The sequence below is a fragment of the Streptococcus sp. 2154 genome (assembly GCF_013277255.1).
In the GTDB taxonomy this organism is placed as follows: Bacteria; Bacillota; Bacilli; order Lactobacillales; family Streptococcaceae; genus Streptococcus; species Streptococcus pseudopneumoniae.
In genome coordinates, this window is sequence record NZ_VMMK01000030.1 from 1 (window position 1) to 24,147 (window position 24,147).

General features: G+C 41.0%; 28 protein-coding genes and 4 pseudogenes. 9 read left to right on the top strand and 23 right to left on the bottom strand.

Annotated elements, in window-relative coordinates; genetic code table 11:
- Positions 1 to 123: 123 nt before the first annotated feature.
- The 19 genes and pseudogenes from HT693_RS05610 to HT693_RS05700 form a co-directional block, all read right to left on the bottom strand.
- Positions 124 to 802: pseudogene (locus HT693_RS05610) on the bottom strand (reverse transcriptase domain-containing protein); the annotation flags it as partial.
- A 703-nt stretch (positions 803 to 1,505) separates the two neighbouring features.
- A complete protein-coding gene (locus tag HT693_RS05615) occupies positions 1,506 to 3,119 on the bottom strand; it encodes a ribonuclease Y (protein ID WP_000404950.1) in 1,614 nt (537 codons plus the stop codon).
- A gap of 81 nt (positions 3,120 to 3,200) precedes the next feature.
- Positions 3,201 to 3,455, bottom strand: a pseudogene (locus HT693_RS05620) (recombinase family protein); the annotation flags it as partial.
- 136 nt (positions 3,456 to 3,591) lie between these two features.
- Positions 3,592 to 4,383 (bottom strand): hypothetical protein, encoded by a 792-nt coding sequence (locus tag HT693_RS05625; RefSeq protein ID WP_050975963.1) that lies wholly within the window; start codon positions 4,381 to 4,383, stop codon positions 3,592 to 3,594.
- A gap of 15 nt (positions 4,384 to 4,398) precedes the next feature.
- Positions 4,399 to 4,539, bottom strand: a complete 141-nt coding sequence (locus HT693_RS05630) for a hypothetical protein (RefSeq protein ID WP_000899898.1) — start codon at positions 4,537 to 4,539, stop codon at positions 4,399 to 4,401.
- A pseudogene (locus HT693_RS12385) lies at positions 4,493 to 4,996 on the bottom strand (KilA-N domain-containing protein); the annotation flags it as partial. The gene HT693_RS05630 and the pseudogene HT693_RS12385, both read right to left, overlap by 47 nt.
- Before the next feature lie 346 nt (positions 4,997 to 5,342).
- Positions 5,343 to 5,597 carry a Txe/YoeB family addiction module toxin gene (locus tag HT693_RS05640; RefSeq protein ID WP_016398855.1) on the bottom strand — a complete coding sequence of 85 codons (255 nt, stop codon included), beginning with the start codon at positions 5,595 to 5,597 and terminating at the stop codon, positions 5,343 to 5,345.
- A gap of 3 nt (positions 5,598 to 5,600) precedes the next feature.
- A complete protein-coding gene (locus HT693_RS05645; protein ID WP_016398854.1) occupies positions 5,601 to 5,855 on the bottom strand; it encodes a type II toxin-antitoxin system Phd/YefM family antitoxin in 255 nt (84 codons plus the stop codon).
- Between the two features lie 131 nt (positions 5,856 to 5,986).
- The gene (locus tag HT693_RS05650) at positions 5,987 to 7,084 is read right to left on the bottom strand and encodes a nucleotidyltransferase (protein WP_138704641.1); all 1,098 of its coding nucleotides are present in this window, start codon (positions 7,082 to 7,084) and stop codon (positions 5,987 to 5,989) included.
- A gap of 9 nt (positions 7,085 to 7,093) precedes the next feature.
- Entirely contained in the window at positions 7,094 to 7,834 is a 741-nt protein-coding gene (locus tag HT693_RS05655) for a class I SAM-dependent methyltransferase (protein WP_050208346.1), read from the bottom strand.
- Positions 7,835 to 7,942: 108 nt separating this feature from the next.
- Positions 7,943 to 8,296 (bottom strand): ribosome silencing factor, encoded by a 354-nt coding sequence (gene rsfS / locus HT693_RS05660; RefSeq protein WP_119920127.1) that lies wholly within the window; start codon positions 8,294 to 8,296, stop codon positions 7,943 to 7,945.
- A gap of 12 nt (positions 8,297 to 8,308) precedes the next feature.
- On the bottom strand, positions 8,309 to 8,809 hold the full coding sequence (locus HT693_RS05665) for a cysteine hydrolase family protein (protein WP_000844707.1): 501 nt from the start codon (positions 8,807 to 8,809) through the stop codon (positions 8,309 to 8,311).
- Positions 8,810 to 9,403, bottom strand: coding sequence for a bis(5'-nucleosyl)-tetraphosphatase (symmetrical) YqeK (gene yqeK / locus HT693_RS05670; protein ID WP_023938850.1), 594 nt, complete (start codon positions 9,401 to 9,403; stop codon positions 8,810 to 8,812).
- Entirely contained in the window at positions 9,403 to 10,032 is a 630-nt protein-coding gene (locus tag HT693_RS05675) for a nicotinate-nucleotide adenylyltransferase (RefSeq protein ID WP_138704640.1), read from the bottom strand. The genes yqeK and HT693_RS05675 overlap by 1 nt, the downstream gene beginning before the upstream one ends.
- Before the next feature lie 51 nt (positions 10,033 to 10,083).
- Positions 10,084 to 10,395: a ribosome assembly RNA-binding protein YhbY gene (gene yhbY, locus HT693_RS05680; protein ID WP_000060163.1), complete on the bottom strand. Its 312-nt coding sequence runs from the start codon at positions 10,393 to 10,395 to the stop codon at positions 10,084 to 10,086.
- A 213-nt stretch (positions 10,396 to 10,608) separates the two neighbouring features.
- Positions 10,609 to 11,715: a ribosome biogenesis GTPase YqeH gene (gene yqeH / locus HT693_RS05685; protein ID WP_023938852.1), complete on the bottom strand. Its 1,107-nt coding sequence runs from the start codon at positions 11,713 to 11,715 to the stop codon at positions 10,609 to 10,611.
- Between the two features lie 2 nt (positions 11,716 to 11,717).
- Positions 11,718 to 12,245 (bottom strand): YqeG family HAD IIIA-type phosphatase, encoded by a 528-nt coding sequence (locus HT693_RS05690; RefSeq protein ID WP_240152721.1) that lies wholly within the window; start codon positions 12,243 to 12,245, stop codon positions 11,718 to 11,720.
- A 14-nt stretch (positions 12,246 to 12,259) separates the two neighbouring features.
- Entirely contained in the window at positions 12,260 to 13,168 is a 909-nt protein-coding gene (locus HT693_RS05695; RefSeq protein WP_023937239.1) for a magnesium transporter CorA family protein, read from the bottom strand.
- Between the two features lie 57 nt (positions 13,169 to 13,225).
- The gene (locus HT693_RS05700) at positions 13,226 to 13,786 is read right to left on the bottom strand and encodes a mechanosensitive ion channel domain-containing protein (protein WP_001168882.1); all 561 of its coding nucleotides are present in this window, start codon (positions 13,784 to 13,786) and stop codon (positions 13,226 to 13,228) included.
- 138 nt (positions 13,787 to 13,924) lie between these two features.
- Between HT693_RS05700 and sstT the strand changes: the two genes are divergently transcribed.
- The 9 genes from sstT to queF all read left to right on the top strand — a co-directional run bounded on the left by sstT (position 13,925) and on the right by queF (position 19,945).
- Positions 13,925 to 15,130 carry a serine/threonine transporter SstT gene (sstT, locus tag HT693_RS05705; RefSeq protein WP_000821228.1) on the top strand — a complete coding sequence of 402 codons (1,206 nt, stop codon included), beginning with the start codon at positions 13,925 to 13,927 and terminating at the stop codon, positions 15,128 to 15,130.
- 173 nt (positions 15,131 to 15,303) lie between these two features.
- Positions 15,304 to 16,272: an aromatic acid exporter family protein gene (locus HT693_RS05710; protein WP_166736829.1), complete on the top strand. Its 969-nt coding sequence runs from the start codon at positions 15,304 to 15,306 to the stop codon at positions 16,270 to 16,272.
- Between the two features lie 126 nt (positions 16,273 to 16,398).
- A complete protein-coding gene (locus HT693_RS05715; protein WP_000221629.1) occupies positions 16,399 to 16,779 on the top strand; it encodes a MarR family transcriptional regulator in 381 nt (126 codons plus the stop codon).
- A gap of 97 nt (positions 16,780 to 16,876) precedes the next feature.
- Complete coding sequence (locus tag HT693_RS05720) at positions 16,877 to 17,098, top strand: DUF4649 family protein (RefSeq protein ID WP_000570252.1); 222 nt, start codon at positions 16,877 to 16,879, stop codon at positions 17,096 to 17,098.
- A gap of 15 nt (positions 17,099 to 17,113) precedes the next feature.
- Positions 17,114 to 17,428 (top strand): thioredoxin, encoded by a 315-nt coding sequence (gene trxA / locus HT693_RS05725; RefSeq protein WP_001029581.1) that lies wholly within the window; start codon positions 17,114 to 17,116, stop codon positions 17,426 to 17,428.
- Positions 17,429 to 17,629: 201 nt separating this feature from the next.
- Complete coding sequence (gene queC, locus HT693_RS05730) at positions 17,630 to 18,283, top strand: 7-cyano-7-deazaguanine synthase QueC (protein WP_000828776.1); 654 nt, start codon at positions 17,630 to 17,632, stop codon at positions 18,281 to 18,283.
- Entirely contained in the window at positions 18,283 to 18,726 is a 444-nt protein-coding gene (queD, locus tag HT693_RS05735; protein ID WP_000464575.1) for a 6-carboxytetrahydropterin synthase QueD, read from the top strand. Before queC ends, queD begins: the two co-directional genes overlap by 1 nt.
- Entirely contained in the window at positions 18,719 to 19,435 is a 717-nt protein-coding gene (queE, locus tag HT693_RS05740; protein WP_050223397.1) for a 7-carboxy-7-deazaguanine synthase QueE, read from the top strand. The genes queD and queE overlap by 8 nt, the downstream gene beginning before the upstream one ends.
- 18 nt (positions 19,436 to 19,453) lie before the next feature.
- Positions 19,454 to 19,945: a preQ(1) synthase gene (gene queF / locus HT693_RS05745; RefSeq protein ID WP_023938863.1), complete on the top strand. Its 492-nt coding sequence runs from the start codon at positions 19,454 to 19,456 to the stop codon at positions 19,943 to 19,945.
- A gap of 172 nt (positions 19,946 to 20,117) precedes the next feature.
- On the opposite strand, the gene HT693_RS05750 is transcribed toward queF, so the two are convergent.
- The 4 genes and pseudogenes from HT693_RS05750 to HT693_RS05765 all read right to left on the bottom strand — a co-directional run bounded on the left by HT693_RS05750 (position 20,118) and on the right by HT693_RS05765 (position 23,757).
- The gene (locus HT693_RS05750; protein WP_050208831.1) at positions 20,118 to 20,786 is read right to left on the bottom strand and encodes an aquaporin; all 669 of its coding nucleotides are present in this window, start codon (positions 20,784 to 20,786) and stop codon (positions 20,118 to 20,120) included.
- Between the two features lie 110 nt (positions 20,787 to 20,896).
- The gene (locus HT693_RS05755) at positions 20,897 to 21,688 is read right to left on the bottom strand and encodes a DUF2785 domain-containing protein (RefSeq protein ID WP_000284389.1); all 792 of its coding nucleotides are present in this window, start codon (positions 21,686 to 21,688) and stop codon (positions 20,897 to 20,899) included.
- 234 nt (positions 21,689 to 21,922) lie between these two features.
- A pseudogene (locus tag HT693_RS11980) lies at positions 21,923 to 22,336 on the bottom strand (transposase); the annotation flags it as partial.
- A 227-nt stretch (positions 22,337 to 22,563) separates the two neighbouring features.
- Positions 22,564 to 23,757, bottom strand: a complete 1,194-nt coding sequence (locus HT693_RS05765; protein ID WP_007284833.1) for an O-antigen ligase — start codon at positions 23,755 to 23,757, stop codon at positions 22,564 to 22,566.
- Positions 23,758 to 24,147 lie beyond the last annotated feature (390 nt).

Genomic DNA, 24,147 nt, shown 5'->3' on the forward strand with positions numbered 1-24,147 from the left:
CGGTATTCCCCTTCAAATTATAGTAGATTGAAACTAGAATAGTACACCTCTACTTCTAAAACATTGTTAGAAATCGATTTGACTGTCCTGATCGGTTTGTCCTATTCTTATTTCATTTTACTATACTTTCAAACCTAGCCGTTTCTCAATAAAACGACTAACTGAATACATCACACGCTTAGCGGCTGCCTCGCTTCCGACCATCATCACACAATCATCTGCGTAGCGCACAAATCGAAGTCCCCTCTTTTCTAATTCCTTGTCCAATTCATTAAGCATGATATTAGATAAGAGAGGAGATACATTTCCTCCCTGTGGTGTACCAACTAGCGTTTTATGACGCCGACCGTTAATGATAACACCTGAATGAAGATACTTACGAATCAAGGATTCCCTATCTCCGTCTTCGATCATATTATGTACTAAGGACATCAATCTATCTTGAGGAACCCTATCGAAAAATTTCTCTAGGTCTATATCCACTATCCACTCATAGCCGTCATTTAAGTACTCTAAGAGCTTGGACAATGGCTTGTTGGATTATCCTATCCATCACTGTCGGAATCCCAAGCTGAAGGACACCTCCATTGGGTTGGGGGATTTCAACTCGCAGGACTGATTGAGGTTTGTATTTTCTCTGTTTTATCAGCTCCTTAGTCAAGCGCCAGTTTTGTCTGAGATAGTCATCCATCTCTTCGATAGTCATTCCATCAATCCCAGCTGAGCCTTTATTGGATTTTACTTGATTGTAAGCTTCCAGCATATTTTCGCGTGATACTATCTTATCTAGCAATTTTGACATGTGCCTATTCCTTTCTTGTTTTGGTGCCTGAGGGATATCTTATATTGGTGAACCTTCATCTAGTCAATACGTGACAGAGTCCAGTTCTATCAGACCGTTCGTTTTACAGACACAAGTAAAGTAGGATTACTTCGATCTGTCGTTTTCTCTTTCTAGCGACAGAGCTCACGGGATAAGTCCTACATCTTTCCTCGTTTAGACTAGACATGAGGACGTTAAAAGGTTACAGTGGAAAAAGATAAATCTTAGTTCGAATTCAATTACTCTCGTGATTTACGCATATAGGTTACGACTACCTTTTTGGACTTTAAGGTTTCGCGCCCCCCCTATCCGCTATATACGCCTTACTATCACCTTCCTGTTCGTAGAGCCACGATTTCGCTATCCCTTCCTCTGACGATTCTTATTTCCAGCGTCAGACTTAAAACGGTCTATCCCCAGACCGTTTTAATCCGCTACCTCACGATAGTCAGGCTTGGGAATCGCTATTGGGTTCACCGGTAGCAGGTGCCCACCAAGGACTTATACTCAATGAAAATCAAAGAGTAAACTAGGAAACTAGCCGCAGGCTGTACTTGAGTACGGCAAGGCGACGTTGACGTGGTTTGAAGAGATTTTCGAAGAGTATTACACCTCAGATGCACCACATGCCCGTCGTACTTCAAAAAAACTGAAGTCAGATTTCACTGACCTCAGTTTTTTATTATTTAGCATAATCTACTGCACGAAGCTCACGAATCACGGTTATCTTGATATTTCCTGGGTAATCGAGATTGTTTTCAATTTTCTCACGAACTTTGTGAGCTAAGATTGTGACTTTGTCGTCCTTGATTTTTCCTGGATTGACCATGATACGAATTTCACGTCCTGCTTGAAGGGCAAAGCTATTTTGTACCCCTTCAAAGCCGTTCGCAATTTCTTCCAAATCATGGAGACGCTTGATGTAGCTTTCAAGAGACTCACTACGAGCACCTGGACGAGCTGCGCTCAAGGCATCTGCTGCAGCAACGATAACTGCAATGACGCTCTCAGCTTCAACATCTCCGTGGTGACTAGCAATCGTATTGACCACAACTGGATGTTCCTTGTACTTACGTGCCAATTCCATACCGATTTCAACGTGGCTACCTTCAACCTCGCGGTCAATGGCTTTTCCGATGTCGTGAAGGAATCCAGCACGACGGGCAAGAGCCGCATTCTCACCAAGCTCGCTGGCCATAATACCAGCTAACTTAGCAACCTCAATCGAATGGCGCAAAACATTTTGGCCATATGAAGTCCGGAATTGCAAGCGACCCATAATCTTCATCAAGTCTGGATGAAGGTTTGGTGCGCCAATCTCATAGGCAGCAGCCTCACCGTATTCACGGATCTTATTGTCAATCTCTTGACGGTTTTTCTCAACCAACTCTTCGATACGAGCTGGGTGGATACGACCATCCTTGAGCAACATTTCCATAGTCATACGGGCAATCTCACGACGAATCGGATCAAATCCTGACAAGGTCACCACTTCTGGTGTATCGTCGATAATCACATCGACCCCTGTCAAACTTTCAAAGGTACGAATGTTACGACCTTCACGACCAATAATGCGTCCCTTCATAGTATCGTCTGGCAGATGAACCGTTGAGTTTGTTGACTCCGCTACATATTCACCAGCGATACGTTGCATAGCTTGAACCAGGATGTCCTTGGCCATTTTGTCAGAACGTTCCTTGACCTCTTGCTCAGCTTCGCGAATACGACTGGCAATCTCCTTGGTCAAGTTTTCCTCTGTCTGTGCCAAGATAATATCTCGTGCTTCTGCCTGAGACAGAGCACCAATACGCTCTAGTTCTGCTTCTTTTTGTCTTTCGACTTCCTCTAATTGCTCTTCACGCGCATCAAGGTTTTTCGCTCTATCAGAAATACTTTGTTCTTTTTGTTCAAGTGTTTGTTCTTTACTCGTCAAATTGTCGTCCTTACGGTCAAGGCTAGTAGCTCTCTCTGTCAAACGACTTTCGATTTGTTTGAGTTCTTGACGTTCTGATTTGAATTCAGCGTCCACTTCTTCACGGTATTTTCTGGCTTCTTCTTTGGCCTCCAATAGTGCTTCTTTTTTAAGAGACTTGCTTTCACGTTTGGCTTCATTAACAAGTAAATCCACTTCACGCTCAGCTTGTCCACGTAAATTAGTTGCTTCTTGTTCAGCATTTAAAAGCATCAACTCTGCAGCTTCCTGAGATGATTTCATCTTAGCTGAGATGCTGACATATCCAATGACTAAACCAATGATGACGGCAAAAACAGCAATCGCAAGCGACATGATTTCCATGTTTTTACCTCATTTTATTGTTATTCCGAATGACATACATTCTTTTACATTCTACCATAAAAAAGTAATTTTCACAAACCTTAAATGGATATCGCTAACATCCGCATTATCACTATCATAGTTATCATTTACAGATATAAAGCGAATACCTTTTTCAAGAAATATCTTTTGTAAGTACTTTCCTGACTCGATATACTCTCTGCCGAAACGAGATAAATCTTTTACCATAATGATAGAAAACTTTCCTTTATTCAGGTCATCAATCATATTCTTAAAATTTGGTCGCTCAAAATTAGAACCACTATATCCATCATCTACATATTCATAGGATAATTCAATAGATTTCTCTTCTACCTCAAAAGCAAAAAGGATAAATTCCCCCTACACTTAAAATTTATCCCTCTTGGTAACCTCTTTTATTAATTTTTTTGATAAAGAAAACGCACATTTTATTTAACTGGTGCTGAAATATTTATAATAATATTTTTTTAGTTCTTTCTAGAATAATGATATTAAGATTTTTCATATATCTTATATATTCTTCTTCTGTGCTAGCAATCCTAATATCTTCTTTATCTAAAAAGACAACCTGATTGTTCTCTAAATCTGATTTAATTAAATCTATAATTTTATTTTGCTCATATATAAATCCTTCTAACTTAAAAAACTCGACAAATTTCTCAAATCCATTTTTACAATTATCATCATCAAAAAATAGTTCAAACCATTCACGGTAATTCTCTATAGCATAATCTATTTTTGAATTATTATTTCCCGCAAACCATTCTTTTATAGCATATAGTGTTAAATCAAAACGATCATAATATCCTTTATAAATTCCATTCTTGATTCTAGGTTTTCCACCTCTAGCTGTATTAACGGTTTCTGATTTTCCACCACCTCTAGGGAAAAGAATGTGTCCACCTATTGTTCTTGAAATACTCAAATGATCTAAAATTATTCTGTCGTTTAATCCTGCCTTTCTTGCCCAATAAATAGAGGCTCCTATATAATCACTTGATAATAAATACTTATACTTATCCTTATCAATAAATAAAGTATAAAAATCTCCATTTCCAAAGTTTTGGCATTTATTACATACAGATGTTATTTTAAGTTTTTCTTTTGAATCATCATCAAAAAACATCTTACATAAATCATCGTACAACGCCTTACTACATACATCAGGATCCTTTCTATTATATAATGAAAAACCTTTGGGAAAATAAGGATATAAATCAAATAGATAATTTTTAAACTTCATATTTATTACTCTCCATTAAATCTTTTTAGGAAATTTAAAGTCAAATTTTCCTCCAAGCACACCCGCACTTACTCCCGCAACTACTACAAGTGTTGTACTAATTGTTCCTATTTTCTTCACGCCACTGTTTAGCTCTTTTGTTAAATAAAACAACATTGATCATATCTGCTTCACTTACATACTTGTAAGACAACTGTTCGTTGGTAAGATCTTTTAAGAGATATTCTTTGATTGCATCTGTATGAATTTTGTAGTTAATCTTAGAAATTTCTCTATTCAAATTCCAGCCTAATGATATCTTAGAATTTTAATCTGACTTAAGTCTTTTGTAATCCTGAATTACATACATCTTAAATTCAGCAGAAATACATGAAGCAAATTCAAAGGCAATATCTATATGTGCAAATGCACCACCATATCTTCCACCTTTTGAGATAATTCCGATTGCTCCAGTTTTCTCTACCCATTTCTTAGGAGACAATGTAAATGAATTATATCCAGCTTCCGATTTAATTCGGTCGAATTCGACCGAATTGAAATTCATGTTGTTTAAGCTTTTCCATAAACCAAGAAACTCAATTGTATCTTTTCTTCTCATCCAATTTTTAATTACATCACTCGATACTTATCCGAACGATAAGCTCCACGTAAGGTGTTCGCAATCGACCAAACTGCATTGACTACATTTGAAATCTGAACATCGTTCGACTGGAATATCGGTAGTTTTTCTTTAAAATTAGACATTTACTTCCCCTGTTTTTATTATTAACAATTCTCTTCATTATACCACAAAATACAAGTGATAAAGCGGATTCAAGGGAAAAAATCGAAGTTTATATACTAACTTTCTTTTCTGAGTTTTTGTCTTTTGTATTAGGGATTCTGTCATTTTCTAAAAAACTTTATCTTAAACTTACTCATAAAAATTTAAAAAATAAAAAGCCCACCTTTCAGTAGACTTAGTAGTGATCTTTGAAGGACAAAAAAGCGATGCTATCTCCATCCATCATATAAATCAAGCGATTTTCTGCATCAATACGCCGTGACCAGGCTCCTTGGTAGTCATACTTGAGTGGTTCTGGTTTTCCTATTCCTGTAAATGAATCACTTTGAATATCCTTAATTAGTTTATTGATTCTTTTTAGTGTTTTCTTATCCTGAGTTTGCCAGTAGCAATAATCTGCCCACGCATCTTCTGTAAACTTGAGCAGCATTCCTCACTCCTCAATAACATGGACTTGAGTGCTTCCAGCACGGACTTGAGCCATTCCTCGCAAGACCTTGTCAGATAGTTCCTTATTTTGAACGATTCTCAGAGTTTCCTGAATACTGTCCCATTCGCTCTTTGAAAGAACTACAATGTCCTCATCTGGATTTTTATTAACCACCGTTAAAGGCTCAAATTCATCATTGACCTTCTTCATGTAGTCTTTTAAATGATTTCGGAATGTTGAGTAAAGAACTGCTTCCATAACCATACCTCGTTTTACCTCTTTTCCACTATTATACACGAAAAGAAAGAAATTGTCAGAAACTTGTACAAGATTTTCTTTTCTATCTATTTATTCGTAAAAAATCTCAAAAAGCCTACCTTTCAGTAGACTTAGTTTGTTTCTATTCTTATTGGCACTCTTCCAAAATTCTGTTCTGCTATACTTGGATTTCCTAGTTGGTAAATCTGGTCTGCCTTTTGGGTCATAGTATCCCAAGGCTCTTTGCCAATTCGACTGACTAGATTGACCTGTCCCTTCAAGGACTTGAGATGTTGCCTGCCTTTTTCAGTAAATCCAAGGACATGAATGGCTTCTGACAAGTCACTTTCTCTAGCTTGCACCAAAATATAGGTCAAAAGACGTCTGACACGCGCCTTGGTGTAGCGTTTGGTAGTCACTAACTCGACCAATTCTTCCACAGACTGGGCTGTTTTAATAGCTTCTGTAATGCGCACAGCCATTTCTTGATTGACCTGATAGATGGTGGTTAGGTCGGGATTTGACAAGATTTGATAGCGGAGCAAGGGAAAATAGTCATCCCAACTCACCTTACTGGCTTGCTCAAAAAGGGTAACAGAAGGCATAAAGCGTTCTAAGAAATCTTGGTCTGACTGATGCTGACGGAGAGCTGTCGCCGAGGCGTAGTCTACATCCTTATCCACAGAATGATAGCCAGCCCCCTGACGCTGAATCGGATGAAGTTTAATATTTCGCCCCGCAACCGCCTTGGCATAGGCCAGAGCAAGAACATGATTGGGCGTATTGCCAGAAAAATCAAGACCAGCAAATTCCTTCCACATGGCCTGGGTTTTCTGGGGATAGGAAAGGGAATCAGGCAGATTTTCCACAAATTTCTCCATCTCAGCACCTTTCTCTGTGTATAAGTCAGCGATTTTCTGATAATCTCGAACTTCCTCTGTCCCAAAAACTAGACTATCAATGCCCAAGCGATCCAAGATATTCACAGCTCCTTGACCAAAGAAATCAGCTGCCTGAACACTGACTAAAAAGGGCAATTCCACTACCAAGTCTGCGCCATTTTCCAGCGCCATCTGGGTCCTTGTCCACTTATCCACAATAGCAGGCTCTCCACGCTGCATGAAATTCCCTGACATGGCAACAATTTTCAGTCCCTCTGCCTGATCCAGCAGGTATTTATGGCCATTATGAAAAGGATTGAACTCCGCGATAATACCTGTGATGGTCATGATAATCTCCTACTTCTGCGCCACAAAAAACCAACGGGTGCTAGTTTCTGTTGGCTCCTTATCCTCAAAGTCTGCATAGAGTTTGAAGGACTTGAATCCAGCCTGTTTCAGCAAGATATCATAGGTCAAGATCTCATAGGTTCTCTCCTCATGTACTTCATCGTGGCGACTAAAGGAACCGTCAGCCTCCTTGATAAAGAAAGTCAGCTCATGCACGATGGAATGAGGAGCTTCGTCCTCATATGTATCCCAAAGCATGGCAAAATCTTCCGCATTTTCATGGTAGGAATAGCCAGGGAATACTTCATCTGTCTGGTAGGTCGAGTGCACGTCAAAGATGAAAACTCCCTCTTCATTCAGCGCATTGTACACGTCCTTAAAGACGTCCCCTAATTCCACCTCATCCTGCATATAGCAGATAGAGTCCGAATAACACGTGACAAAATCGTATTTCCCTGCCTTGGACAAATTCAGCATATTACCTTCTATAAAAGCAATCTTTTGCTTGGCTGAAGTCGCTCTCTTCTCCGCAATCTTCAACATATCCGCACTCAAGTCAAGTCCAGTCACATCAAAACCAGCCTGAGAGAAGCGCACTGATTGAATTCCTGTCCCACAAGCCAGTTCCAAGAGTTTCTTTCTCTCCTTGGTCTTAGGCAAATGACGCAGAGAAAAATTCGTCCATTTGTCGTATAAACTATCGTCCATGACCGCATCATAGACAGCCGCAAAGGTTTCATAAGTCGCCATAATCATGATACCAAGAGCTCCATGGTAAACACCACTAGCCCTTTACCTTTCTATCAATTTTTCTAAAATAAGCAAAGAAACCCAGTTGACTACAACTGAGTTCATCTTCTAAGCAAGAGCTTCTGAAATATCTACTGAATTCGCCTCATGCCATAGCTTCTCTAGATTATAATGGGCACGCATTTCTTCTGAAAAGATATGCACGACAACAGCACCGAGGTCCAGTAAGACCCAGCCTCCAGCTGCATCGCCTTCGACATGGCTACCTTTAAAGCCTGCTTGAGCTACTTTTTCACGGATATTGTCAGCGATAGCATCCAACTGACGGCTATTCATTGAACTAGTGATAACAAAGTAGTCCGTCACACTAGTCAAATCTTGTACATCAAGCGCGAGGATATCCTCCGCACGTTTCTCATCAGCCGCTTTCACGACTAGTTCTAGTAATTCTTTTTCGTTCATTTAGTCCTCTTTTTAAAAAATATGTTTGTAATCTAGGACATCTGCAAAGCGCTCCTCCCAAATGTCCTCATAAAATTCATTAATCGTTTCTGCCGGAATGTCATCCCCATCAAAGGTTGTGACAGCACCTTCTGGAACAATAAGCTGATAGCCATATTCAAAGGCAACCTTGACAGAGGTATCCACACAATATTCTGTCTGCATACCACATAAAACTAATTTTTCAATCCCCTGTTTATCCAAGTATTCTTTTAAGCCAGTTTCTTTGAAAATACTGTTATACTTCTTCTGAAAGACCTTTTCAGCAGGTTTTCGATTTAAAAGCGCAGATAACTGCCAATCTTCTGATGTTTGAGCTTCAGAGTTCTCAATATGTTGAACATAGATAATTTCAATATTCTTGCTTCTAGCCTGGTTTTGTAAATAAGAAATTTTTTCCAATAGACTTTTTGTCTGGAACCCAGTTTCTACTAAAACATTCTGAACATCAATGATTATAAAAGCCGTCTTCATTTAGTCCTCTTTCAAATAGCGCACAAAGGCGTTATAGGTTTCAAAGGTTTGGGGATAGATGGGGAATCCCTGATGAGCTAGATACTCCACGGTACGAGCTGTTTCGTAGGCCACCGCCTTATTGAGCGATAGACTTGCAATCTCACGCGCCACATCCACTCCAGGAAATGCCCGATTGTGCTCGATATAGTCTGCGACGTAGATGACCTTATCTAGGTCTGTCATTTGACCAGCTCCGACTGTATGAATTTCAATGGCTCGCAGAATTTCAGAATCATGCAAATCCAAATCTTCCTGAATCTTGTAGATTCCAACCATGCCATGCCAGACATTATTGCCCCAGTTTTTGAGGTCAGGATCTAGCTGGTAACGGTCAATCAAGTCTAGAAATTCCTGATCTGACAACTTTTTAGCATAGTCATGAAGAAGACCTGCTAGACTTGCTTTCTCAACATCTACACCAAAGCGCTGAGCTAATTCCATAGCGGCACGCTCCACACCTAGACAATGGGTTAGACGTTTCTCAGGTAGAAGCTTTGCCATTTTTTCCAACAAGGCCTCACGGGAGCAGTTGATATAGTCTTGATAGGACATCAGTAGAGCCCCTCCTTCTCGATGTAGTCTAGCACTGGCTGAGGTAGGAGAAAGTTGGGTTTCCGACCTTGGGCAATAAAATCACGCACCATGCTGGATGAGATATCCATGAGAGGCACATCCACCCAGATAACTGGATAGGAAGTCCCTGCCTTGTAGCGTGGGCGCTGAACCCCTACAAACTGAACCATGTCGACCAGATCATCAATTCGGTACCACTTAGGCAGATAATCCACCATATCTGCCCCGATAATGAAGTAGTAATCCGTGTCAGGATGTTGCTCTGTCAAGATTTTCATGGTGTCGTAAGTGTAGGAAATACCCTTGCGCTCCAACTCAATAGTTTCAATGGCTAGGCCTTCGATCCCCTCAATCGCCAACTCAAGCATTTTGAGACGATGGTGTTCAGGAATGGTTTCCTTTTTATCTACATGAGGAGGTTGGTATTCAGGCATGAGCAAGACCTGATCCAGTCCCAACTGTTGCCGTACTTGGTCCGCAACGATGAGATGGGCATTGTGAACAGGGTTAAAATTCCCCCCTAAAATCCCGACTTGCTTGCGTTTTTTCTCCTTGATTTCTGGCTCCAACTCTACCTTGGTAAAGGGAGTCAATAGTTCGATTGCCATAGGCTAGTCTCCTTTATTTTTCTGTAAAAACAGTTATTTGGAGTATAGTTTTTAGATCTCTTTGACTTTTTTAGAAATCTTGCGATTTTCTTTCTTGCTAGATTGTTTAAACAAAATCAAGATGCGTCCTATTTTTTGGACTGTATCCACACCGATTTCTTCTTCCAAAATTTCAGCTACTTCGTGGATGTTTTCATCTGTGTTTTGTAAGAGAGTAACCTTGATTAATTCACGCGCATCAAGAGCTTGACGGACGCTGGTTTTGATTTGGTCGTTGAGTCCATTTTTCCCGATTTGGATGATAGGTTTGAGGATGTGTGCCTGGCTGTTGAGGAAGGCACGTTGTTTTGATGTTAATGACATAATTTTCTTCCTTGTTTTTTGATAGTTATTTTAGGTGGTGAGGGACGGTCGGAACTAATTTTCCAAAGATTTCATCTTTGAAAAATGGATTTCCTGACCTCACAATTGAGCCTTGGTCTCAATTGTGCCCCTTGCCAATCTACAGATTGGCAATCACACCACGGCAATAACTATCGCTATATGAGCTCACTTTGTTCGCTCAGCGATTTTGTTTTAAATAATTGCTTTTCGTATGACGACGGCGACGCCTTCTGGTGCCCAGACGGCGACTTTGGCAGTGCCTGTTACACGAATCCAACCTAGGCCTGAGATGACTAGGTCTGTCTTATCCTTGATTGTAAATACATGCTCAATCAGTTTTGGAAAATCTTCTTTTTCCTTACTGTTTGGAGGCGTGAGAAGGGTTCCGACGTGCTTGTCGTAAAATGCACTAGCGCCTTCAAGCTTAGTACGATGCAATTTGAGTTCATTGTCAAAGAAGGCTGTGAAACCTTGCTTTTCACCCGCAATGAAATCAAATCGTCCGAGACCACCTAGAAACAGAGTTTGTTCAGGATTTAGCTGATAGGTTTTAGGTTTGATTTCCTTTTTGGGGCTGACATACTTGAGGTTTTTGGCCGTCAAGTAGTGGGCCATCTGGTAACGATGGATAATCCCCGGTGTATCGTAGATATAAGATCCGTCGTCAAGCGGAATCTCGATTTTATCCAAGGTTGTCCCTGGGAAGCGTGACGTCGTAATGACATTCTGGTCACCCGTGATTTCTTGGATAATAGCATTGATTAGGGTTGATTTTCCAACGTTAGTTACCCCAACGACATAGACATCACGGCCCTTACGGTAGTGTTCAATCTTGTCAATGACTTCCTTAATGGCATGCTTGTTTTGGGCTGAAGTTAGGACGACATCAACTGGACGGAGACCTTCTTCGTGGGCACGTTCCATGAGCCACTGGCTAATCTTGCCTGGTTTAACAGACTTGGGCAAGATATCTTTTTTATTTCCAACCAGGAGGACATCATTGCCCGAGACAAAACGTGGCAAGCCTGGGATGACAGAGCCATTAAAGTCAAAGATATCAACGACATTAACCACCAGGGCATCACTGTCTCCTACCTCGTGCAAGAGTTTTAGGAAATCATCGTCTGTCAATTGAACATCCGTGATTTCATTGTAGTGGCGGAGACGGAAACAGCGTTGGCAATAGATTTCGCCAGTCTCCAATCCTTTTTCAAGTGCCGACTGAGGGGTAAAACCCAGACCAGCCTTATCTGTCGTCTGAATGGTTGCTCCACAACCAATACAGAGAATTTCTTCCATAGTTAAATTCCTTTTTTATATGTAATCGGTCCGTACATTTCAGTGATTTTTCGCATCACACGACGCTCACGAGCTCGGTTAATCTGCGTTTTAATCGAGTCATGTTGGACCAAGGGTTTGACTAAAATCGAGCGAATGCCTGCACGGTGGGCTGCTCGTATATCTGTCATGAGCTGGTCGCCAACCATGACCACTTCGCTTTTCTCATAGTGAAATTCCTTCATGGCACGGTCAATCCCAAATGTGAAGGGCTTTAGAGCACAATAAACGTAGTCAATCTCAAACTTCTCAACTGCTCGTTGGACGCGTTTTTTGGTGTTATTTGACACTACGATAATGCGAATGCCCGCGTCCCGAAGGTCATGTAGCCATTGCTTCATCTCTGGTGTCCCGTCAGGGTTGTTCCAAGCAATAAGGGTATTGTCCAAATCGACCAAAACAGCCTTGATTCCCTGCGCCTGCAGGCTTGGGACTGTCAGATCATAGACTGCTTCCACAGCAAAATCTGGCATGTAGTTTTCAATCGCCATTCTGGCTCCTTTTCTTAACTTTTTTTCGCAATTTTCCTTAGTAACAAGGATAAAACAATCCATAACCCTGCACTAGCTATACTGATGTAGAGCCAAGCATGGGGCTCATCTGTTAGAGGTAGGGGAACATTCATTCCGAAAAAGCCTGTCACGACTGCCAAAACAGCTAGCAAGACTGAAATGATAGTCAAGGTTGTCAAATTATCATTCAGATTATTGTTTAGAATATTGTTGTAAGAGGCTGAAAGTTGCTGTAAAATCTGAGAGATTAGGTCTGTCATGGATACCAGCTGATGAGCCTCAATCATAGCATCATCAAACTGCTCTCTCTCAATCTCATCAAAACTACGATACAAGGCATGACCTTGAATATGCTCTAACAAAATCCGATTTTGTTTAGCAGCCGCAGTAAGATAAACCATACCCGTCTCCAAGTCGGAAAGGGCAAAAAGATTTTTCTTAGTTGTTCGCTGACGCAAGAGACCATTGACCTCGTCCTTACTCTTATCCATCTGCTCGATGACAGGGTAGTAGGCATTGCTGATGATTTCCAGACTGGCAAAGAGAAACTTGTAGATCGAAAGCGTGTCATGACTCTCCAGATAACGGGTCATTTGTTCAATGACATAGGCGTTCTTGGTATTACTAATGGTAATCAGGCGACGATGCTCCACGATAAAGGTCATGGGAAAAGTCTCATAGTAGGCCTTGTCCTTTTTCACATCTAGGACATTATAGATAAAGGTAACCGTCCCACTTTCACGGTGGTAGTCCATGTGGGCACGCTCATTCCTATCCAGTGCGTACTCAATGGTTTCCTTGTCCAAGCCGTAGATTTCAGAAAGGTCTTCTAGTTTATTCAACTTTCCGAGGTCTAGGTTTATCCAGGTACAACCATTGCCCAACTGCTTTTCTAAAACCATCTTTTCTCCTTTATTAAACTCCCTCTATTGTACCACAAATTACTTAAAATAACAGGTCTAGTCCGTGCGTGAGAAATTGCTAACAACCGTGATATTTCGGTTCGGAACAAAGTGAAGAGCTTGCTCCTCGCTACGAAGCTGTGTCGTACGAATTCCCACACTGACAACCTTACCCGATACAGTAATGGGGCCGTTGGTCAGAACAACCTCATCTCCCACATCCAGTTGACGTTCAAAAAGGATGAAAAAGCCATTGATGACATCAGACAGAAAACCTTGGGCTCCCATCCCAATCGCCACCCCAGCGATTCCAGCCCCAGCCAGCAAGCTAGATACAGGTAAGCCTAAAATCGATAAAATACAGTAGAGTAAAAAGAAATATGACGTATAATTAAACACATTTTCTAACAAACGTGAGATGGTTTTCTGGCGCCCGACATCATGATGAGACATTTTTAGAGAAGGTTTGGCAATTCTCTGCACCATGGTATGAAGCATTTTTTTAGCAATATAAAATACAATCAAAAGCAGTAAAAGAGAAATGACCTTGGTTAGAATATTTTCGATAATGGTTGTCACATCTAGCTTTTCAATATAAGCTTGAATAAATTTTTGCATATAAAACTCCTTTATTTCATTATACCATATTTTCATCAGTCTCATTATCCATAAATATTCAAAAAATAGACAGAAAATTCTTGATTTTGTCTATCGTTTATACTATAATCATAATCACTACACAGAAAGGAGATTATTATGAAAAGAATCATTCATGCTTGGAACAAGGCAAGCCTTGTCAAGCGTATCTTGATTGGTATGCTTTGTGGGGGAATTCTAGGACTGACCCTTCCTAATCTCTCAGGAATTGGGCTACTCGGGGATTTATTCGTTGGAGGTCTAAAAGCTGTTGCTCCTATCCTAGTCTTTGCTCTCGTTGCTAATGCCCTTTCCCAACATCAAAAGGGACAAGATAGCAATATGAAAACTGTTGTTTTCTTGTATATCCTAGGAACTTTTGCCGCTGCTCTTGTAGCTGTACTAGCAAGTTTCATCGTCCCTATTGAAATCACCCTAAATAGTGCTAATACCGATATTGCTCCACCAGATGGGATTGGACAGGTCCTCAGCAACCTCTTGCTCAAACTGGTTGACAATCCAGTCAACGCCCTGCTTACTGCTAACTATATTGGAATCTTATCTTGGGCAGTCATTTTTGGAATTGCTATGAGAGAGGCCAGCAAAAATAGTAAAGAATTACTAAAAACTATCGCTGACGTGACTTCTAAAATTGTCGAATGGATTATCAATCTGGCTCCATTTGGAATCCTTGGTCTTGTTTTTAAAACCATTTCTGACAAGGGAATCGGAAGCCTTGCCAACTACGGTATTTTATTGGTTCTATTAGTAACGACTATGCTTTTTGTTGCCCTTGTGGTCAACCCTTTGATTGCCTTCTTCTTTATGAGACGCAACCCTTACCCTCTAGTTTGGAACTGCCTCCGTGTCAGCGGTGTGACAGCCTTCTTCACTCGTAGTTCTGCGGCTAACATTCCTGTCAACATGAAACTCTGCCATGACCTTGGACTCAACCCAGATACCTATTCTGTTTCTATCCCACTTGGCTCTACTATCAACATGGCTGGAGCAGCGATTACCATTAACGTTTTGACCCTTGCTGCGGTAAACACTCTTGGAATCCCTGTTGACTTTGCCACAGCCTTTGTCCTCAGTGTGGTAGCAGCTATCTCAGCCTGCGGTGCTTCTGGTATTGCGGGAGGTTCCCTCCTTCTTATCCCAGTTGCTTGTAGCCTTTTCGGTATTTCTAACGATATTGCCATGCAAGTTGTTGGGGTTGGATTTGTGATTGGGGTCATCCAAGACTCATGTGAAACAGCCCTTAACTCTTCTACAGACGTCCTCTTTACTGCCGTTGCCGAATACGCAGCAGCCCGTAAAAAATAACTCATAAAGACAAGCCTGCTCAGGTTTTGTCTTTTGCTCTTTTATTCTAACTTATACTCTTCGAAAATCAAATTCAAACCACGTCAGCTTCGCCTTGCCGTACTCAAGTACTGCCTACGGCTAGCTTCCTAGTTTGCTCTTTGATTTTCATTGAGTATTATCAGGAAACTCTTATGTCTATTAGCCAACGTACGACCAAGCTCATCTTAGCTACCTGTCTTGCCTGTTTTCTTGCTTATTTTCTCAATCTTTCCTCAGCAATTTCGGCTGGAATTATCGCTCTCTTGAGCCTATCTGATACGCGTAGAAGTACTTTAAAACTGGCTCGCAATCGACTCTTTTCCATGCTCCTAGCTCTGGCTATCGGTGTTCTAGCTTTTCACTTGAGCGGATTTCATATCTGGAGCCTTGGTCTCTATCTTGCCTTCTATGTGCCTCTAGCCTACAAGATGGGCTGGGAAATTGGCATCACACCAAGCACTGTTTTGGTTAGCCATCTCTTGGTACAAGAGTCAACCTCTCCAGACCTTCTAGTCAATGAATTCTTTCTCTTTGCTATCGGTACAGTATTTGCTTTACTGGTCAATCTCTACATGCCTTCACGAGAAGAGGAAATTCATCACTACCACACATTGGTAGAAGAAAAGTTAAAAGACATCCTCCTACGCTTCAAATATTATTTATCCAGAGGGGATGGACGCAACCGAGCACAGCTGGTGGAAGAATTGGACACCCTTTTGGAAGAAGCCCTCAGACTGGTCTATTTGGATCACTCAGACCACCTCTTTCACCAGACTGATTACCATATTCACTACTTTGAGATGAGACAGCTACAAAGTCGTATCCTGCGAAACATGGCCCAGCAAATCAACACCTGTCACCTAGCTGCCAGTGAGAGCCTGATTTTGGCTCAACTCTTTTCAAAAATTGCAGGTCAACTGAGCCAGACCAATCCTGCTTCTGATTTGCTAGATGAAATCGAACGCTATCTGGAAGTCTTCCGCAACCGCAGTCTGCCCAAGACAAGAGAAGAATTTGAAACCCGCGCTACCCTTCTTCAACTCCTACGTGAAGCCAAAACCTTCATCCAAGTAAAAGTTGATTTTTACAAAAATATGGACAGTAAAAAAGAAAACCACTAAAAAACAGAACTTGCCAGCATTCTTGAAAAGTAGTATAATTATTGCGTGCGCAATCATCTTGTGACGCAGAGACTGCCCGTTAATGGACTTTCTTCTATTTATGACTCTAAAAAGAAAGGAGACACTATGACCTATTTGGAAAAATGGTTTGACTTCAATCGGCGTCAGAAAGAAATTGAAAGTCTCCTGGAAGAGACCATTGCCCAACAGAGCGAGCAAAGTCTGACCTTGAAAGAGTTCTACCTGCTCTACTATCTGGACTTGGCCCAAGAAAAATCTCTACGCCAGATTGACCTGCCAGATAAGCTTCATCTGAGCCCGAGCGCAGTTTCTAGGATGGTGGCTCGCTTGGAAGCTAAAAATTGCGGTCTACTCAGTCGCATGTGCTGCCATCAAGATAGACGCTCTAGTTTTATCTGCCTGACAAATGATGGGCAAAAGACACTGGCCTCGCTACAAAAGGCTGTCGAAGAAAGCTTGGAAGCAGGTTTGGATTTCTTGATTTAAGATGATTTTAGAAAAAAGTTGCGTGCGCAATCATTTTTATTGACATTCTCTTTTACAAGGAGTAAAATAAAGTCAAGATTAAACAAAGGAGTTTTATATGATCGAAATTACTTATCTAGACGCCAGTAAGAACGAAAGAACTGTGACTTTCGAATCCTATGAAGATTTTGATCGTTCGCAACAAGCTTGCATTATCGGCGTCGCAGACTACTACCCTGTCCAAAAATTGACTTATAAGGATCATGATTTGGACTACCATGGGACTTATGGAGATATCTTCTTCTATCTCAAGAAACAAGATTTAAGCCAATATAACTAAAAAAGGAGAAATACAATGGCAAAAGCAATTACAGATGCAACATTCGAACAAGAAACAAAAGACGGTTTGGTCTTAGTAGACTTCTGGGCAACTTGGTGTGGTCCATGTCGTATGCAAGGTCCAATCTTGGACAAATTGTCTGAAGAACTTTCAGAAGATGTCTTGAAAATCGTTAAAATGGACGTTGATGAAAATCCAAACACAGCTCGTGCTTTTGGAATCATGTCTATTCCAACTCTTCTCTTCAAAAAAGACGGCCAAGTTGTCAAACAAGTTGCTGGTGTTCACACAGCAGAACAAATCAAGGCCATCGTTGCTGAATTGAGCTAATCAAACGAGAGACCAAGTACTTTCTTTGGTCTCTTTTTTCTTGCCCTTTGCCATTTTTCAAAAAATATGCTAGACTGTAAGTAGAATATTACGATGTTTGGGACATGCCATCGCTAAAAAAAACCTTGACTTGGTATTTTTTAGCTCCCTCAAGGGAGCTTTTTGCGTGCTCTGAACATTTCCCATTTTGGAAGGAGTACTATGAAACGTCAATCAGCCTTGGTCGTCTTTAGTGGCGGTCAAGATTCCACAACCTGCCTTTTCTGGGCTAAAGAACACTATGAAACGGTCGAAGCCGTTACCTTTGCCTATGGCCAACGCCACCATCTCGAAATTCAAGTTGCCAGAGAAATCGCTACGGAACAGGGCATTCGTCATCACATCCTAGATATGTCTCTGCTGGGGCAAATCACTGAAAATGCGCTGACCTCTGATATGGAGATTGAGCAAAAAGAGGGAGAAGTTCCCAATACCTTCGTTGACGGTCGAAACCACCTCTTTCTATCCTTTGCGGCAGTCCTTGCCAAGCAACGAGGCATTAAAGATATCGTGACAGGTGTCTGCGAGACAGACTTCTCAGGCTACCCCGATTGTCGAGATGTCTTTGTCAAATCCCTTAATGTTACCCTCAACCTTGCCATGGATTACGACTTCGTTATCCAAACACCTCTTATGTGGCTAGACAAGGCTGAAACTTGGGAGCTAGCCGACCAACTCGGTGCCTTTGACTATGTTCGTGAAAAGACCTTAACCTGCTACAACGGAATTATCGGGAGCGGCTGTGAAGATTGCCCCGCCTGCCACCTACGTCAACATGGGTTAGATGTTTATCTCTCACAGAAAGGAGAAGCCTAATGTTTTTTGCACCCAAAGAAATCAAACAGGAAACTGGAGAGTCTCTTGTCTACAATCCTCACAGAACCTTGGTATCAAAAGAATTTACCTTTGATGCTGCCCACCACCTCTTTCACTATGAGGGAAAATGCAAATCCCTTCATGGTCACACCTATCATCTGCAGATTGCCGTCAGTGGATTTTTAGATGAACGTGGCATGACCTACGATTTCGGAGACATCAAAGCGATCTACAAGAACTACTTAGAGCCCCACTTGGATCATCGCTATCTCAATGAGACTCTTCCCTATATGAACACGACTGCTGAAAATATGGTCTACTGGATTTTCCAAACCATGAGCCAAGAGTTGCCAGACGAGCGCGGTCTCCGTTTGGAATATGTTCGCCTCTATGAAACTCCGACTGCCTTTGCAGAGTTTAGACGGGAGTGGTTAGATGACTAAGGAACGTGTCCTCAAACTACCAGTTCTGGAAATTTTCGGCCCAACCTTTCAAGGCGAAGGCCGTGCAATCGGGCAGAAAACCATGTTTGTCCGCACTGCTGGTTGCGACTATCACTGCGACTGGTGCGATTCTGCCTTTACTTGGGATGGCTCTGAAAAGCCAACTCGTATGACAGCTGACGAGGTCATTGCTGCCTTGGATAAATTGGGGAGCTATGACTATGTAACCCTATCTGGGGGAAATCCTGCTATCCTAGCAGCCAACATGGCTGAACTCGTCACCAAACTCAAGGAACGTGGTGTCACTCTGGCTGTTGAGACCCAAGGCTCCCGCTGGCAAAATTGGTTAAAAGACATCGACCAGGTCACCCTCAGTCCCAAACCTCCTTCATCCAAGATGGAAGTCAACTTTGAGACCTTGGACTTTATCGTTTCCCAACTGGATCCAGACAAGGTCACCTTTAAAATCCCTGTCTTTGATGATGCAGATTTGGCCTTTGCCCGAGGCATACAAGAGCGCTACCAACCAGATGTTCTCTTCTTATCAGCAGGAAATCCTGAGCCCAAGGCCACAGGCAATATTGTCCAAGACCAACTAGACCGACTCAAAGAACTTTGGGAACGCATCGCCGCTGATGATAGCTGGGGCAATGTCCGCGTCCTTCCTCAACTGCATACCCTCCTCTACGATAACCAACGTGGAGTTTAAGATTAGAAAGAAAAAATCATGTCACAACAAGAAGAAATGAAAAACCTAAGCCTACTGGGCAACAAAGAAACCAACTACATTTTCGAATATCAACCAGAAATCCTCGAATCCTTTGACAATCGTCATGTGGAAAATGACTATTTCATCAAATTTAACTGTCCTGAATTTACCTCACTTTGCCCAATCACTGCTCAGCCAGACTTTGCAACTATCTATATTTCCTACATTCCTGACAAGCTCTGTGTTGAGTCAAAATCCCTCAAACTCTACCTCTTTAGCTACCGAAACCACGGAGATTTCCACGAAAACTGTATCAACACCATCGGGAAAGACTTGGTCAACTTGCTAGACCCTCGCTATTTGGAGGTTTGGGGAAAATTCACTCCACGCGGTGGCATCTCAATTGACCCCTACTACAATTACGGTAAGCCAGGAACTAAGTATGAAGGCTTGGCAGAACAACGCCTCTTCCAACACGACCTTTATCCAGAGAAAATTGACAACCGCTAAACTCATACTCAATGAAAATCAAAAATCAAACTAGGAAGCTAGCCGCAAGTTGCTCAAATCACTGCTTTGAGGTTGCAGATGGAAGCTGACGTGGTTTGAAGAGATTTTCGAAGAGTATCATACGAAAAAGCCCTGTTCCTCTAGATGAGGAGCAAGGCTTTTTGTTTTTCAATTATTCTTCTGTTCCAAGGAAGTTTTTTGCAACGAGGGCTGCAAGAACCCCACCAACGATTGGTGCAAGGATGAAAATCCAAACTTGTTGAAGGGCTGCGCCACCTACCAAAACAGCTGGTGCCAAGCTACGAGCTGGATTTACTGAAAGCCCAGTAATGTTCAAGCCCACAAGAATCATCGCCATCAATGACAAACCGATTACCAAACCAGCAATCGCGCCATTGCCCTTGCTTGCTGATGTCACAGTCATGATAACCAAGACAAACAAGAAAGTTGCGATGACTTCAAACAAGAAACCACCAAAGATAGTGACACCGTTTGCCAAGGCATTTTCACCAAGGCTAGCAGTTGACATACCCGAGTTAGCCAAGAGGAAGAAGACTGCGCCAGAAGCGATGAAAGCTCCAACAACCTGACCAAGTATGTAGTTTACAAGTTCTGAAGATGACAAACGTTTGTTTACAAACATAGCAATCGAAACAGCCGGGTTCAAGTGAGCACCTGAAACAGTTCCGATTGAGTAGGCTGCCACCACGATTGCCAAACCAAAGGCAAAGGCGATTCCAAGGTGACCTAGGCCATCAAGACCATTTCCAAAAACAACAGCTCCTGTCCCGACGAATACAAGCATGAACGTACCGATTAACTCAGCAACAAATTTTTTCATTTTCTTTCTCCTTTTTTCAAAAACTAGATACTAGTCTATCAAAAGTAGGAAAGGGTTTCAAGAAAATTGATTGGAAATTTTCTTGAAAATCATAGAACTACTAGCAATACCTAATATTGAAAAGATTGAATAGCTTCTTTCAAGTCATCTTGTAAACTATTTCTCTGGTCAAGTTGGACATAGACTTCCAACAGACAGGATCTGAAGTTGGAAAATTTATAAAAATCTTCTCTTTCTTCTATCGGAAAGTCAACAGCTTTTATCCAAGAAGCTACTTGCTCTTGCGCTAACTTCCCTTGTAAAATAGGTTCATAGATCACTCTTGCTAAACGCCAATCCTCATCATCTGTAAAGCGAATCGAAACTCTTTTAAATAGTTGGCCAAGTATATCAAATACTTCATGAACTCTGTTTTTAGGAAAGTTGGGATGACAAACCACCTCTGTCAGTAAATCGGCTCCATGTGCAAAAGCATGAACCCAACCATACTGACTTGAAAAACCCGTTGTATCCTTTTCTTTTGAAAGATAATACAAACCTTGATTTAAAAGGACATTACGAATTCCTGCATTTAATTCCTGATAAAAAATCGATTGCTGGTTGGCATCTGCAGACAAGAGATTTGCATAAATAAGCGCCCTAAAAGAACGTTCAAGGGTTGACAGGCCTACCTTATCAATATCTTTATCTAACCCTCCATCAGATGAAATCCCTTCAGCAATGAAATGAAATTGTTCCTGTGTAAATAGCTCTTCCTGAATCCCTCTAGCAAAGCTTGTAAAAACAAGGTCATCACGAATTTCTGGAGAAGGATCTCCCAAATGATCAAGTAGCCACTGGATTTCTTCCTGGTTATAACTTGGTTTTTCTTCTGCTATTTTTCTAAGTAACTTTTGATACATGGTCAATACCTCTACATTTCTAGCAACTGTTCAAAAATCTGTCCTTAAATGACTTTAGCAATTTGTAAAATTAAGTTAAAGAGAAAAAGACATTTATATTCAGAGAAACAGCACATTTCTGAAAGGATACATAAATGATTTATTCCATATTACCACAAATGAACTTGTAATGATAGAACTTTATCACAAAAATCACATTTCTGTCTCAAAAATTGCGAAAAACTAGTTATATAGTCATTTAGTTTTAAAAAAGCGTTCCAAACATTCAAAAATAGTTGGGACTTCCCTTAATAAATCTGTTACTTTCTTTTTCAAGATAGCCCAAGCTTGCTCAATAGGATTCAAATCTGGTGAATAAGGCGGTAGAGGTAAGAAAAAGTGTTTATCTTGGATGCAGAGTTCATCCAAAATGTTCTTGGGATCAAAACTAGCATTGTCCATGATAATAACACGAGGTGTCTTCAAAGCAGGTAGAAGTTGCGTTTTGAATCACTCCCCAAAGAAATCGCTTGTCATGCTGTTCTTGTAAATCATGGGAGCTATAAATTCTCCGTCTACTTGTCCTGCAACAATTGAAGTTCGCTCAAAACGACGTCCGCTAATCTTTTCATAGACTTTCTCCCCTCTAGGAGCCCCTGCATAAGGACGAGGGAGCGCTATTGTATAATAGATTGAAACTAGAATAGTACACCTCTACTTCTAAAACATTGTTAGAAATCTATTTGACTGTCCTGATTGATTCATCCTGTTCTTATCTCATTTCACTATATTCACCGGTAGTGAATCTCTACAGAGGACTTACACCTCAGATACACAACATGCCCATCGCATAAAAAATCTCCTACCCAAGGTAGAAGATTTCAATCTTATAAAACTTAATCCGTCATGTCCGATACCAAGGTTCGATGCTCCAATGGAACACTGCACATAACTAGCAAGAAAATGAAACCTGACTGAATCCAGAAGAGGGCCAAGTCAAAGATTCCATGCACAGCAACCACTGTAAGGAAAGACAGATAAAGACCGATAATCGGACGTTTCCCCGACTCCTGACTCATATCCATCATCAAGCGAACAGGAGCAACAGAAGACAAAACTAATAAAATGGTACCCACAATTCCGTAACTCAGAATCGTATCAATATAAAGACTGTGGGCATGTTCATGATAAGGAGCATGTATCCGAGGATAAGAGTGCATATAGGTCAATGGCCCTTCACCCCAAAAAGGATTTTGCTTAAACAAGGCCATCCCAGCATCCCAAATAGAAATTCGTTCTTCCATAGAAGAATCTAAAGTCCCCATCCGAACTCCCAAATCACTGGAAAAGAGGAAGCTCAAGCCAATCGCAAATACCCCAATACTAAGCCAAAAGGCCTTCCAGTTTTTAATAGTCGTAAAGAGATAGATGATTGCTCCAGCGATAATAGCAGGAAAAGCAGTTCGATTTTGCGTAAAGTTCAATCCAAAGAGATTAACAAAGCCTGCAATCACACAGAATACTTTCAACCAATTCAACTTGGTCGTTGTAAATAGATAGAAAGCAATCATGATACAGAAACAACAAATAATTCCATAATAATTAGGATTAAAGAAGGTCACTTCTGCACGATTCTGATGCCACACCTGCATATTGGGTGAAAGAAAAGCATAGTTGAATTTCTTCACAATTTGGAAATGTTCTAAACTCGCAAAAGCAGCTGACAAGACGCTACCAAACAAGACGAGCTGCAAAATTAATCGAAAGAATTTATGTGATAAAATCGACTGATATTGCAAAAATAAAATAGCAAACAAAAACATTCCTACTGAAGCCACAAGACCCATCCAATTTTGTGCAAGAATGGATATAACAGTACTATAGCCAAGAAAAAGAAGCAGCATCGGATGCTCCCCCATTTTCTGAAGAATACTTTTCATGTCTCCTGTAAAAATCAAACTGATAATATATAAACAGAATACAACTACAAAAAGATAAAAGGGCAAAAAGATACTCAGGATAATTCCCAATAAAATCAGCTCTTTACTAGACAACCCTATCAGCTTTTCAATAAAGCCTATTGATTTCAAAATGAATCCTTTCTCTCCAAATCAGCTGATTCAGATAATAGTAAGCTATCTTATATTATACCACTTTTTTAACAATTTGAAAACAAAGGAAACGTTTTCCAAAATAAAATGTAATTCGAATGTGATAACTGAAAGTTCTATAATGAAGTTAGCCATCCAACCCTCCTAAAAATTAGATGGTTTAACTAGCTGATAGCTAGTACTCGATTTCATTTGATAAGAGGCTTGGAGCTGTTAAGCTGGAAAGCCAAGGCTAAGATTAGCCTTGGTTTAGCTGACAAAACTGCTTCAAGGGTTCCTCTTGTCAAATGAAAGCTCTTCTAGGCATAAGAAAACACCTCTGTGTTATACTTGTTGTTCAACCACAAACACAAGAAAGGCACAGAGATG

What these genes read in the sequence shown, in the direction of transcription:
- HT693_RS05615 (WP_000404950.1), bottom strand. Translation starts at nt 3,119, where the DNA reads ATGGAAATCATGTCGCTTGCGATTGCTGTTTTTGCCGTCATCATTGGT.
- HT693_RS05625 (WP_050975963.1), bottom strand. Translation starts at nt 4,383, where the DNA reads ATGAAGTTTAAAAATTATCTATTTGATTTATATCCTTATTTTCCCAAA.
- HT693_RS05630 (WP_000899898.1), bottom strand. Translation starts at nt 4,539, where the DNA reads ATGTTGTTTTATTTAACAAAAGAGCTAAACAGTGGCGTGAAGAAAATA.
- HT693_RS05640 (WP_016398855.1), bottom strand. Translation starts at nt 5,597, where the DNA reads ATGCTGCTCAAGTTTACAGAAGATGCGTGGGCAGATTATTGCTACTGG.
- HT693_RS05645 (WP_016398854.1), bottom strand. Translation starts at nt 5,855, where the DNA reads ATGGAAGCAGTTCTTTACTCAACATTCCGAAATCATTTAAAAGACTAC.
- HT693_RS05650 (WP_138704641.1), bottom strand. Translation starts at nt 7,084, where the DNA reads ATGACCATCACAGGTATTATCGCGGAGTTCAATCCTTTTCATAATGGC.
- HT693_RS05655 (WP_050208346.1), bottom strand. Translation starts at nt 7,834, where the DNA reads ATGGCGACTTATGAAACCTTTGCGGCTGTCTATGATGCGGTCATGGAC.
- rsfS (WP_119920127.1), bottom strand. Translation starts at nt 8,296, where the DNA reads ATGAACGAAAAAGAATTACTAGAACTAGTCGTGAAAGCGGCTGATGAG.
- HT693_RS05665 (WP_000844707.1), bottom strand. Translation starts at nt 8,809, where the DNA reads ATGAAGACGGCTTTTATAATCATTGATGTTCAGAATGTTTTAGTAGAA.
- yqeK (WP_023938850.1), bottom strand. Translation starts at nt 9,403, where the DNA reads ATGTCCTATCAAGACTATATCAACTGCTCCCGTGAGGCCTTGTTGGAA.
- HT693_RS05675 (WP_138704640.1), bottom strand. Translation starts at nt 10,032, where the DNA reads ATGGCAATCGAACTATTGACTCCCTTTACCAAGGTAGAGTTGGAGCCA.
- yhbY (WP_000060163.1), bottom strand. Translation starts at nt 10,395, where the DNA reads ATGTCATTAACATCAAAACAACGTGCCTTCCTCAACAGCCAGGCACAC.
- yqeH (WP_023938852.1), bottom strand. Translation starts at nt 11,715, where the DNA reads ATGGAAGAAATTCTCTGTATTGGTTGTGGAGCAACCATTCAGACGACA.
- HT693_RS05690 (WP_240152721.1), bottom strand. Translation starts at nt 12,245, where the DNA reads ATGGCGATTGAAAACTACATGCCAGATTTTGCTGTGGAAGCAGTCTAT.
- HT693_RS05695 (WP_023937239.1), bottom strand. Translation starts at nt 13,168, where the DNA reads ATGGTTTTAGAAAAGCAGTTGGGCAATGGTTGTACCTGGATAAACCTA.
- HT693_RS05700 (WP_001168882.1), bottom strand. Translation starts at nt 13,786, where the DNA reads ATGCAAAAATTTATTCAAGCTTATATTGAAAAGCTAGATGTGACAACC.
- sstT (WP_000821228.1), top strand. Translation starts at nt 13,925, where the DNA reads ATGAAAAGAATCATTCATGCTTGGAACAAGGCAAGCCTTGTCAAGCGT.
- HT693_RS05710 (WP_166736829.1), top strand. Translation starts at nt 15,304, where the DNA reads ATGTCTATTAGCCAACGTACGACCAAGCTCATCTTAGCTACCTGTCTT.
- HT693_RS05715 (WP_000221629.1), top strand. Translation starts at nt 16,399, where the DNA reads ATGACCTATTTGGAAAAATGGTTTGACTTCAATCGGCGTCAGAAAGAA.
- HT693_RS05720 (WP_000570252.1), top strand. Translation starts at nt 16,877, where the DNA reads ATGATCGAAATTACTTATCTAGACGCCAGTAAGAACGAAAGAACTGTG.
- trxA (WP_001029581.1), top strand. Translation starts at nt 17,114, where the DNA reads ATGGCAAAAGCAATTACAGATGCAACATTCGAACAAGAAACAAAAGAC.
- queC (WP_000828776.1), top strand. Translation starts at nt 17,630, where the DNA reads ATGAAACGTCAATCAGCCTTGGTCGTCTTTAGTGGCGGTCAAGATTCC.
- queD (WP_000464575.1), top strand. Translation starts at nt 18,283, where the DNA reads ATGTTTTTTGCACCCAAAGAAATCAAACAGGAAACTGGAGAGTCTCTT.
- queE (WP_050223397.1), top strand. Translation starts at nt 18,719, where the DNA reads ATGACTAAGGAACGTGTCCTCAAACTACCAGTTCTGGAAATTTTCGGC.
- queF (WP_023938863.1), top strand. Translation starts at nt 19,454, where the DNA reads ATGTCACAACAAGAAGAAATGAAAAACCTAAGCCTACTGGGCAACAAA.
- HT693_RS05750 (WP_050208831.1), bottom strand. Translation starts at nt 20,786, where the DNA reads ATGAAAAAATTTGTTGCTGAGTTAATCGGTACGTTCATGCTTGTATTC.
- HT693_RS05755 (WP_000284389.1), bottom strand. Translation starts at nt 21,688, where the DNA reads ATGTATCAAAAGTTACTTAGAAAAATAGCAGAAGAAAAACCAAGTTAT.